The organism is Priestia sp. 3CA3, from assembly GCF_056836725.1.
Map to the genome: position 1 here is coordinate 1 of NZ_JBXENJ010000029.1, position 10,942 is coordinate 10,942.

Genomic DNA, 10,942 nt, shown 5'->3' on the forward strand with positions numbered 1-10,942 from the left:
TTCTATATAAAAAAACATATTGGGGCCTTAGCTCAGCTGGGAGAGCGCCTGCCTTGCACGCAGGAGGTCAGCGGTTCGATCCCGCTAGGCTCCACCATACATATAAACGTACAACCTTTAAGCAATTTGCTTAAAGGTTTTTTTGTGTAGTTTCTACAAATTAGAATTGTATATATATTCAAAAAAGTGTCGAGTTGAGCCATCGCTCATTTAGCCGTTACAATAAGAGAGTAGCAACATTTGTGATGGGGGGACATATTATGAATAAGCTTTCAATTATTGGAGTACCAATGGATTTAGGTCAAACTCGCCGAGGGGTCGATATGGGGCCAAGTGCGATACGATATGCAGGTGTTATGGAACGCATCGAGAATATTGGATATAGTGTAGAAGATAAAGGGAATATTGAAATTGCCTTAGCTGAACGAGTACATAGTGATGAAAATACAAACTTAAAGAATTTAAAAGCTGTAGCGGATGCTAGCGAAAGACTTGCTCAGACCGTAAGTGATGTTATTACAAATAAAAGGTTTCCTTTAGTGCTAGGGGGAGATCACAGCATCGCTATCGGAACACTAGCAGGAGTAAGTCGTCATTATAAAAATTTGGGCGTAATTTGGTATGATGCACACGGAGATTTAAATACAGCAGATACGTCTCCTTCCGGAAATATTCACGGTATGCCATTGGCGGCAAGTATAGGTATAGGAGACGAAGCATTGACTCGAATTGGTGGCTATGCCCCTAAAGTCAAGCCCGAGAATATTGTGATTATCGGAGCCCGTTCTTTAGATGAAGGAGAAAAAGAGCTAATAAAGGAAAAAGGAATTAAAGTGTATACGATGCATGAGATAGATCGAATGGGTATGACAAAAGTAATGGAAGAAACAATTTTATATTTGCGTGATAAAACAGATGGCGTTCATCTATCACTCGATTTAGATGGACTGGATCCACATGATGCACCTGGAGTAGGAACGCCAGTTATCGGTGGAATAAGCTACAGAGAAAGTCATTTAGCTATGGAGATGTTGGCAGAATCTCAGCTAATCACTTCTGCCGAGTTTGTGGAAGTGAATCCTATTTTAGATGAGCGGAATAAAACAGCTACCGTAGCTGTTGCATTAATGGGCTCACTTTTAGGAGAAAAATTAGTATAAAACATTATTGCCTACCAAAAGGTACATGAAACATATGTGAAGGTAAAAAAAAGAAGCTCTTAGTTCAGATTCTAGAGCTTCTTTATATAGAGAAAAACTTTTCATATTCATTTAATAGACCATCTAGCTCTGAGCTTACTCTCACCACTGTTAGTGATGATAAAGGATTTTCTGCTGCAAGAGTGACCATGTTATTTCTACATTCTTCAATTTGATTCAAAAGGTTTTCTTTTGTATGAGTCAAGCTTTCCACTCCTCTTCTTTTCATCTATACTAATTACATAACCTACGTACGATCTTTTTAAACGTATTTGACAAATTTTTGTTAAAATAATTAAGCATAAGTGAAACTTTATGATAAAGTACACGTATATATACTATCCCGCAATGGGCGGAGGTAACCGTTACATGGATTTATTATTAAAAAGAAAAATAAAAAAAGTAAAAAAAGGTGACCAGGATGCGTTTGCTGACATAGTAGAATATCACAAGGATAAACTTTTTCATCTATGTTATCGAATGCTAGGAAACCGGGAAGAAGCGCAAGACGCTGCACAAGAAGCGTTTATTCGAGCCTATGTAAATATTCATAGCTATGACACGAGTAAAAAGTTTTCCACCTGGCTATATCGAATTGCTACAAATCTTTGTATTGATCGAATTCGTAAAAAAAAGCCAGACTATTATTTAGATGCAGAAGTAGCCGGGACCGACGGGTTAAATATGTACTCTCAAATAGCTGCCGATCAGGCCTTACCAGAGGAAGAGCTAGAGCAAGTAGAATTGCAAGAATTCATTCAGTCGGAAATATTAAAGCTACCTGAGAAATATCGAACTGTCATTGTCCTAAAATATATAGATGAGCTGTCGTTAAAAGAAATCAGCGATATTTTAGACCTGCCTCTTGGTACGGTAAAGACTAGAATTCACAGAGGACGTGAAGCTTTAAGAAATCGACTTCGCCACTTGTAAGGAGTGAACTAAGAATGAAATGTCCAAAAATGTATGTAAGCCTCATTCATGAGCATTTAGATGGAGATATTACAAAAGAAAATGAACTGTTATTAAAAGAGCATTTGCACCAATGCAAAGGTTGTCAGCAGCATATGCATCAGTTAAAAAGAACGATTGCATTTGTGCAAAGCACTTCTCATATAGAATTACCTATGAACTTTACAGCAGGTGTTATGGCCGGGTTACCACGTGAGAAGAATCGAATTCGAATGAATAGATGGTTTACAAACCATCCGATTCTTAGTGCAGCTGCTGTATTTGTGTTGTTAATGTCTGGCACGGTGTTTTCAGCTTGGGAAACGGATGAAGACTTTTCTGTTTCAAAGCAGCCGAACCTGGTCATTCACGATAAAACAGTCGTTGTACCAAAAGGTGAGACCGTCAAAGGTGATATTACTGTGAGAAATGGCGATATTAAAATTGAAGGAAAAGTAGATGGAAACGTTACTGTTATACATGGTGATAAGTATCTAGCTTCTGCAGGAGAAGTGACAGGCAATATTGAAGAGTTAGACAAGATTTTTGACTGGGTATGGTATAACGTCAAAACTCATGCCAAGCAAGCTGTTGACTTTTAATAGTTAAACATAAAACCGTCCGCTTATCTTGTTAGAGAGGAACAGTGGATGGTTTTATTTATATAAAAAGAAGGCTACATTATATAGGAACAAGGATTTAAAAATAAGATGTAATTTACAGTGTAATTTTGTTTTATGGTATAATAAAACGGTTATGTTATCTTTATTACATATATAGAGGAAGTGAGAAGATGCCTATTGGAGACCTGCCAATCCTCTCATATTTAGGAAAAATTGTTGATGTTCTCCTGGTATGGTTCGTCATATATAAATTAATTATGGTCATAAGAGGTACAAAAGCAGTACAGCTTTTAAAAGGAATCACGGTAATTTTAGTTGTCCGCTTTATAAGTAACTTCCTTGGACTAAATACGTTGCAATGGTTAATGGACCAAGCGTTAACGTATGGATTTTTAGCTATTATTATTATCTTCCAGCCAGAGCTGCGCCGAGCGCTTGAACAGCTTGGGAGAGGACGTTTGTTTTCACGCAGTAATTTGCCTGAAGAAGATGAACGTACCGTTACGATTGAGGCGATTATAAAAGCAACGCATTATATGGCTAAAAGACGCATAGGTGCATTGATCTCAATTGAAAGAGAGACGGGTATGGGTGATTATATTGAAACAGGTATACCGCTCAACTCTAATATTTCTTCTGAATTATTAATCAACTTATTTATACCGAATACACCACTTCATGATGGAGCGGTTATTTTACAGCGGGATCAAGTAGCCGCTGCAGCATGTTACTTACCTTTATCTGAAAGTCCTTTTATTTCAAAAGAATTAGGTACTCGCCATCGTGCTGCTGTAGGAATAAGTGAAGTAACAGATAGTGTGACTGTCATTGTATCTGAAGAAACTGGAGGCATTTCCGTTACCAAAAACGGTGAATTGTATCGTGAATTGACCATTGATACATTAAGAGAAATGCTAGAAAAAGAATTAGTCACAACTTCTAAAGCAACTTCTTCCACTCGTTGGCAATGGAGGTTGAAGAAGAATGGATAAATTGATGAATCGATCGTGGGTTATGAAAATTATCGCGTTGCTGTTAGCCTTCATGTTATATTTATCTGTTAATTTAGATGATGGTGCCAGTTCATCAAATAAAATTCTGAACCGAAGCAGTTCTGCCAACACTGGAGTAGAAACATTAACAGATGTTCCGGTTCAAGTATCCTACAATGAGAAGAACAGAATTGTAAGAGGTGTTCCGGATACGGTCATTATGACACTGGAAGGTCCTAAAAATATTTTGGCTCAAACAAAGCTACAAAAAGATTATCAAGCTTATATTGACCTTGATAATTTAAGCTTAGGGCAGCATAGAGTCAAGGTTCAGTATCGAAATATCTCTGATAATTTAAACGTAGTGGTTAAGCCTGATATTGTAAATGTAACAATTGAAGAACGCGATTCAAAACAGTTTTCAGTAGAGGCAAGCTATGATAAAAATAAGGTCAAAAATGGGTATGAAGCAGGGGAAGCAACCGTTAGCCCAAGAGCCGTCACGGTAACGGGCGCATCAAGTCAATTAGACCAAGTTGCTTATGTAAAAGCTATTATTGATTTAGATAATGCTTCAAAAACAGTGACGAAACAAGCAACTGTTGTCGCATTAGACAAGAATTTAAATAAATTGAATGTAACAGTTCAACCAGAAACGGTCAATGTAACAATCCCGGTGAAAAATATTAGTAAAAAAGTGCCGATCGATGTGATTCAAGAAGGCACGCCAGGCGACGGTGTCAACATTACGAAGCTAGAGCCTAAAACAGATACCGTGAAAATTATCGGTCCATCTGATTCTTTAGAAAAAATCGATAAAATTGATAATATTCCAGTCGATGTTACCGGTATTACGAAATCTAAAGATATTAAGGTGAATGTCCCTGTTCCAGACGGAATAGATAGTGTAAGTCCTAAACAAATTACCGTTCATGTGGAAGTAGACAAACAAGGTGATGAGAAAGACGCAGAAGAAACGGACGCAAGTGCAGCTGAGACTAAGTCATTTAAGAATTTGCCGGTTTCTTTAACTGGTCAATCCTCAAAGTACACGTATGAACTGCTTTCTCCTACTTCAGTAGATGCGGATGTAAAAGGACCAAAATCTGATTTAGATAAGTTAACGAAAAGCGGCATTAGCTTGTCAGCGAATGTAGGGAATTTATCTGCTGGGGAGCACACGGTTCCTATTATAATAAATAGTCCTGACTCTGTTACATCAACACTATCGACTAAACAGGCAAAAGTTCGTGTAACAGCGAAAAAACAATCAGGGACAAATGATGAGCAAACGGATAAAGAAACAAGTGGAAGCACGAGCGATAAAGAAACAAAGCCAGACACGGGAACTGGATCAGGATCAGGAACAAATCCTGGGACGGGAAATTCAGGTGATTCAACTGATAAACCAAGCGAAGAGACTGATACACCTGAAGACAATACAGATACACCAACAGATAATACAGAAACTGGTGACGATAGTAGTAATCAAAGTGATGAAAATTCTACACCCGTAGATGGACAGACAGATAATACATCAGGAAACTAAATGTTTTGACATGAAGGAGAGAAAATTAATGGGTAAGTATTTTGGAACAGACGGAGTACGAGGAGTTGCCAATAGTGAATTAACTCCTGAGCTTGCTTTTAAAATTGGACGCTTAGGTGGTTACGTTCTAACAAAAGATGCAGAGCGACCAAAGGTATTAATCGGACGCGATACACGCGTTTCTGGTCATATGTTAGAAGGAGCGCTTGTTGCAGGCTTGCTTTCAATTGGTGCAGAAGTTATGCGATTAGGCGTTATTTCAACTCCAGGGGTAGCGTATTTAACAAAAGCACTTGGCGCACAAGCAGGAGTCATGATCTCTGCTTCACATAACCCAGTTCAAGATAACGGAATTAAATTCTTTGGTCCAGATGGATTTAAACTGTCAGATGCACAAGAGAATGAAATTGAAGCGTTAATGGATAGTGAAACAGATCAATTACCAAGACCTGTTGGGGGAGATTTAGGTCAGGTAAATGACTACTTCGAAGGTGGACAAAAATATCTTCAATACTTAAAACAAACGGTTGATGAAGACTTCTCAGGTATTCATGTTGCATTAGACTGTGCGCACGGAGCAACGTCATCGTTAGCAGCACATTTATTTGCAGATTTAGATGCGGATATCTCTACAATGGGGGCATCACCAAACGGATTAAACATCAATGACGGTGTAGGATCTACACATCCGGAAGCATTAAGTGCCTTCTTAAAAGAAAAAGGAGCGGATGTTGGGTTAGCATTTGATGGAGACGGAGATCGTTTAATCGCAATCGATGAAAAAGGCGAGATTGTAGACGGTGATCAAATCATGTTCATTTGTGCAAAGTACTTATATGAGCAAGGACGTTTAAAGAAAAATACGCTTGTTTCTACTGTTATGAGTAACTTAGGCTTCTATAAAGCACTAGAAGCTAGCGGAATTGAAAGTGCACAAACGGGTGTAGGCGACCGTTATGTAGTAGAAGAAATGAAAGCTAATCAATATAACCTAGGTGGAGAACAGTCAGGTCATATTATTTTCTTAGATTACAACACAACAGGTGACGGTATGCTTTCAGCTATTCAGCTTGTAAACATTATGCAAGCAACGAAAAAGCCTTTATCAGAATTAGCAGCTGAAATGAAGAAGTATCCTCAGCTTCTTGTAAATGTAAAAGTAACGGATAAGCATCATGTTACAGATAACGAGAAGGTAAAAGTGGTTATTGAAGAAGTGGAAAAAGAAATGAACGGTAATGGCCGAGTACTTGTACGCCCTTCAGGAACAGAGCCGTTAGTACGTGTTATGGTTGAAGCACAAACACAAGAAGAATGTGAAACTTATGTAACGCGTATCGTAGAAGTAGTAAAAGAAGAAATGGGCTTAGAGTAATTCATTAATTATATGCATAAGCGGTGACGTTTCAAGCTGCTTATGCATATTTTTATATTGTTGAGAAAAATTCTTGGAAATTATCTGATGCTAAAGGCTGTTTTTACAGATAGTAAAGAAGATAATTGACGTTTTCTCACTTCTTATTGTAATATTAAATCTGTTCGTCTCTTAATTTATGTAAAGGAGTGAACAATCTATTTTAAAAGTGAATACAAAGCGCCTGAACTAAGTAAAGGGACGGAAACGACTTAGTTGACGAGGAGGAGGTTTATCGAAGTATCGGCGGATGCCTCCCGGTTGTTGATTATCACGGCCGAAAACTTGATGTGAAAAACAATGAGGTGACTTATTGGACAAAAGCATTGAGATGATAATCATTGATGATGAAAAGAGACTCTCTTTTCATACATGAAGGAGGATTTTATCTATGTGCGGAATTGTAGGATATATTGGAACAGAAGATTCGAAAGAAATTTTATTACGTGGTCTTGAAAAGTTAGAATATCGTGGCTATGACTCAGCAGGTATTGCAGTTGTTAACAATGAAGGCGTACACGTATTCAAAGAAAAAGGCCGTATTGCAGAATTGCGTCAGGCAGTAGATAACAGTGTTGTAGCACCAGCAGGTATCGGTCATACGCGTTGGGCAACTCATGGTGTACCAAGCCAAGAAAATGCTCACCCGCATCAAAGTACATCTGGACGCTTCACGCTTGTGCATAATGGTGTAATTGAAAACTACGCTATTTTAAAACGTGAATATTTACAAGATGTAACGTTCAAAAGCGAAACGGATACAGAAGTAATCGTTCAGTTAATTGAAAAAATCGCAGCAGAAGGCTTAGATGTAGAAGAAGCGTTCCGCAAGACAGTAAGCTTGCTTCACGGTTCTTATGCACTAGCTCTTGTTGATAACGAAGATAAAAATACAATCTACGTAGCTAAAAACAAAAGCCCGCTTCTTGTAGGTGTTGGCGAAGGATTTAACGTTGTAGCAAGCGATGCTATGGCAATGCTTCAAGTAACAGATCAGTACGTAGAATTAATGGATAAAGAAACAGTAATTGTTACAAAAGAAGGCGTAACAATTAAAACGCTTGATGGTGAAGTGGTAGAAAGAGCACCTTACACAGCAGAGCTTGATGCAAGTGATATTGAAAAAGGTACGTACCCTCACTATATGTTAAAAGAAATTGATGAGCAGCCTTTAGTTGTTCGTAAAATCATTCAAGAGTATCAAAATGAAAACAATGAACTGCACATTGATGCAGACATTTTAGGAGCAATGGATGAAGCAGACCGCATCTATATCGTAGCATGTGGAACAAGCTATCATGCAGGCCTAGTAGGTAAACAATTCATTGAAACGTGGGCGAAGGTTCCGGTAGAAGTGCACGTAGCAAGTGAATTCTCTTACAACATGCCGCTTTTATCTGAAAAGCCACTGTTTATCTTTATTTCTCAAAGTGGAGAAACAGCTGACAGCCGTGCAGTATTAGTTCAAATTAAAGAACTAGGTTACAAAGCGTTAACAATCACAAACGTTCCGGGATCAACATTATCTCGTGAATCTGATTATACGTTATTACTTCATGCAGGTCCGGAAATTGCTGTAGCATCAACAAAGGCTTATACAGCTCAATTAGCAGTCCTATCAATTCTAGCGGCTGTAACAGCAAAAACACGCGGCATTGAATTAGAATTTGATTTAGTTCAAGAGTTAGCAATCGTAGCAAACACAATGGAAGTACTTTGCGACGACAAAGAAGAAATGGAAAGCATTGCTCTTCAATTCTTAGCAACAACTCGCAACGCATTCTTTATTGGACGTTCTGTTGATTATTATGTAGGTTTAGAAGGCGCGTTAAAACTAAAAGAAATCTCTTACATTCAAGCAGAAGGATTTGCTGGAGGAGAGCTTAAGCACGGAACAATCGCTTTAATTGAAAACAATACGCCAATTATTGCATTAGCAACACAAGAACATGTAAACTTAAGCATCCGTGGTAACGTAAAAGAAGTAGTAGCACGTGGAGCTAATCCTTGTATCATTTCAATGAAAGGATTAGAAACAGAAGAAGATCGCTACGTGATTCCGAAAGTTCACGAAACACTTTCACCACTAGCAGCGGTTATTCCTTTACAATTAATCTCTTACTACGCTGCATTGCACCGCGATTGCGATGTAGATAAACCACGTAACTTAGCAAAATCAGTTACTGTAGAATAATAAGGTTCTAGACACCCTTCTATTATAGAAGGGTGTTTTTGTATATAATTCTCATTGAGCTAAAAAATATATTTGCTTGCTTCATTTATTTTATATAATAGAGTAGGTAAATGAACGAAACTCATTTATAAAAAAGGAAGTGAAAAGTATTAGTGGAGTAGCTCAAAGTATAAAGTACGTGTTGCGAGGCATCTTTTTTGTCTTGTATTTTCCCTTTTATTTTGTATTTCAAATTTTGTGTAAGATATGGATATATTTTATCGCTAAGCCCCTCATATGGATAGGAACAAGAATTATTCAACCTGTCATTGATTTCATTTGGAGATACATTATACGTTTTTTATTCGTTTATCCTATTTCTTGGCTATGGAGTGTCCTCATCTATCCTTTTATTCTCTTCGTTTGGAAACGATGTTTTTTGCCTATAACTAGATTTATATGGAAGTATGTTTTATACCCTGTTTTATACATGGTTTGTTACCCTTGTTATCTTCTATGGAAATATGTTGTGCTGCCATTTTACAATGAAATTGTTATTCCCGTGGTTTCATTTTGTCAGCGTATATTCTTCTGTTTTTGGAAAGGAGTTAAGTGGATCATAATTAATATGATCTACTATCCCCTACGGTGGATTTGGGTGAGATGTATATACAAACCGCTGAAAAAAGTATATACAAAAATCATTCAGCCTGTTATCAAATGGTTTTCTCATTTATTTAGTTAACGAAATATACCAAAAGATTGCTTGTCTTTTTTAGGTATTAAACTCGAAAGATAAGAGGGAATTGATGTATAATAAAAACGGATATATCATTGCCTATTTATTTTATTAGATTCAATTTTGAAAGAGAGTGAAACAATATGGGCCGTAAGTGGAACAATATTAAAGAAAAGAAAGCGTCAAAAGATGCTAATACAAGTCGTATATATGCCAAGTTTGGCCGTGAGATTTATGTGGCTGCAAAACAAGGTGAGCCAGATCCAGAATCAAACCAAGCGTTAAAAGTTGTATTAGAACGCGCGAAAACATACAATGTGCCAAAAGCAATTATTGACCGTGCCATTGAAAAAGCAAAGGGCGGTTCAGAAGAAAATTACGATAATCTTCGTTACGAAGGTTTTGGACCAAATGGCTCAATGGTTATCGTAGATGCTCTTACGAATAACGTAAACAGAACAGCTTCAGACGTGCGTGCTGCCTTTGGTAAAAACGGCGGTAATATGGGAGTAAGCGGATCAGTAGCGTATATGTTTGATCCAACAGCTGTTATTGGTGTAGAAGGTAAAGATGAAGAAGAGACGCTAGAACTGTTAATGGAAGCAGATGTAGACGTGCGTGACATTTTAGAAGAAGAAGATTCTGTAATTGTTTATGCTGATCCGGATCAATTCCATGCGGTACAAAAAGCGTTCAACGATGCTGGTATTACGGAATTTACAGTAGCTGAGCAAACGATGCTTGCTCAAAATGATGTAACTCTTCCTGAAGATGCACAAGCTCAGTTTGAAAAAATGATTGATGCATTAGAGGACTTAGAAGATGTGCAGCAAGTATATCACAACGTTGATTTAGGATAATAGTGAAAGAGGCAGACCTATCAAAGAGGTCTGTCTTTTTTTATAGGCCGTGTGAAAAGCATCTATTGACCCTTTCCCTTCGTTTGGAATATGGTAAGATAATGAATTAAGAATAGAAAATAGTAGAATTTTATAAGGAATAAATGGAGGGAAAGCAGTTGAAAAAATTAATGGTGGGGATGGCGTTAACAGCTACGCTTGCAACGGCTGTAACGCCTGGCTTTGGCTCAATTGGGGGAAATCAAGAAAAGGCATATGCAGCAACAGTTACATATAAAGTAACGGCAAGCAAGCTAAATGTGAGAAGCGGAGCGGGAACGAATTACGGGATTATCGGCAGCGTAGTAAAAGATCAAACACTATCTGTGGTGAGCAAAAGCGGAAGCTGGTACAAAATTAACTATAACGGCCGCACAGGCTATGTAAGCAGCGATTATGTACA

The 10,942-nt window shown here is 37.8% G+C and carries 10 protein-coding genes and 1 tRNA gene; 10 read left to right on the plus strand and 1 reads right to left on the minus strand.

From position 1 onward, the window contains the following. The first annotated feature begins 21 nt into the window (after positions 1-21). Positions 22-97, plus strand: a tRNA-Ala gene (locus tag AC1VNJ_RS26580). A 163-nt stretch (positions 98-260) separates the two neighbouring features. Continuing rightward, complete coding sequence (rocF, locus tag AC1VNJ_RS26585) at positions 261-1,160, plus strand: arginase (RefSeq protein WP_028411907.1); 900 nt, start codon at positions 261-263, stop codon at positions 1,158-1,160. 82 nt (positions 1,161-1,242) lie between these two features. Here the strand turns inward: rocF and AC1VNJ_RS26590 are convergent, their stop codons facing one another. Continuing rightward, entirely contained in the window at positions 1,243-1,404 is a 162-nt protein-coding gene (locus AC1VNJ_RS26590) for an aspartyl-phosphate phosphatase Spo0E family protein (protein ID WP_013054968.1), read from the minus strand. A 164-nt stretch (positions 1,405-1,568) separates the two neighbouring features. Here AC1VNJ_RS26590 and sigW point away from each other — a divergent pair, with 164 nt between their 5' ends. The 8 genes from sigW to AC1VNJ_RS26630 form a co-directional block, all read left to right on the plus strand. Beyond that, complete coding sequence (sigW, locus tag AC1VNJ_RS26595; protein WP_013054969.1) at positions 1,569-2,132, plus strand: RNA polymerase sigma factor SigW; 564 nt, start codon at positions 1,569-1,571, stop codon at positions 2,130-2,132. A 14-nt stretch (positions 2,133-2,146) separates the two neighbouring features. Further along, positions 2,147-2,752 (plus strand): zf-HC2 domain-containing protein, encoded by a 606-nt coding sequence (locus AC1VNJ_RS26600; RefSeq protein ID WP_482641613.1) that lies wholly within the window; start codon positions 2,147-2,149, stop codon positions 2,750-2,752. A gap of 191 nt (positions 2,753-2,943) precedes the next feature. Continuing rightward, complete coding sequence (cdaA, locus tag AC1VNJ_RS26605) at positions 2,944-3,765, plus strand: diadenylate cyclase CdaA (protein WP_013054971.1); 822 nt, start codon at positions 2,944-2,946, stop codon at positions 3,763-3,765. Beyond that, positions 3,758-5,314, plus strand: a complete 1,557-nt coding sequence (locus AC1VNJ_RS26610) for a CdaR family protein (RefSeq protein ID WP_028411906.1) — start codon at positions 3,758-3,760, stop codon at positions 5,312-5,314. Before cdaA ends, AC1VNJ_RS26610 begins: the two co-directional genes overlap by 8 nt. A gap of 28 nt (positions 5,315-5,342) precedes the next feature. Then, the gene (glmM, locus tag AC1VNJ_RS26615; protein WP_028411905.1) at positions 5,343-6,689 is read left to right on the plus strand and encodes a phosphoglucosamine mutase; all 1,347 of its coding nucleotides are present in this window, start codon (positions 5,343-5,345) and stop codon (positions 6,687-6,689) included. A 430-nt stretch (positions 6,690-7,119) separates the two neighbouring features. After that, a complete protein-coding gene (glmS, locus tag AC1VNJ_RS26620; protein ID WP_014461996.1) occupies positions 7,120-8,922 on the plus strand; it encodes a glutamine--fructose-6-phosphate transaminase (isomerizing) in 1,803 nt (600 codons plus the stop codon). 861 nt (positions 8,923-9,783) lie between these two features. Then, positions 9,784-10,500, plus strand: a complete 717-nt coding sequence (locus AC1VNJ_RS26625; protein ID WP_013054976.1) for a YebC/PmpR family DNA-binding transcriptional regulator — start codon at positions 9,784-9,786, stop codon at positions 10,498-10,500. Positions 10,501-10,658: 158 nt separating this feature from the next. Continuing rightward, positions 10,659-10,942: SH3 domain-containing protein (locus AC1VNJ_RS26630; RefSeq protein ID WP_367077743.1), on the plus strand; the 284-nt coding region annotated here is incomplete at its 3' end.

Coding starts and splice junctions, on each gene's coding strand:
- sigW (WP_013054969.1), top strand. CDS start 1,569: ATGGATTTATTATTAAAAAGAAAAATAAAAAAAGTAAAAAAAGGTGAC.
- rocF (WP_028411907.1), top strand. CDS start 261: ATGAATAAGCTTTCAATTATTGGAGTACCAATGGATTTAGGTCAAACT.
- glmS (WP_014461996.1), top strand. CDS start 7,120: ATGTGCGGAATTGTAGGATATATTGGAACAGAAGATTCGAAAGAAATT.
- AC1VNJ_RS26600 (WP_482641613.1), top strand. CDS start 2,147: ATGAAATGTCCAAAAATGTATGTAAGCCTCATTCATGAGCATTTAGAT.
- cdaA (WP_013054971.1), top strand. CDS start 2,944: ATGCCTATTGGAGACCTGCCAATCCTCTCATATTTAGGAAAAATTGTT.
- glmM (WP_028411905.1), top strand. CDS start 5,343: ATGGGTAAGTATTTTGGAACAGACGGAGTACGAGGAGTTGCCAATAGT.
- AC1VNJ_RS26625 (WP_013054976.1), top strand. CDS start 9,784: ATGGGCCGTAAGTGGAACAATATTAAAGAAAAGAAAGCGTCAAAAGAT.
- AC1VNJ_RS26610 (WP_028411906.1), top strand. CDS start 3,758: ATGGATAAATTGATGAATCGATCGTGGGTTATGAAAATTATCGCGTTG.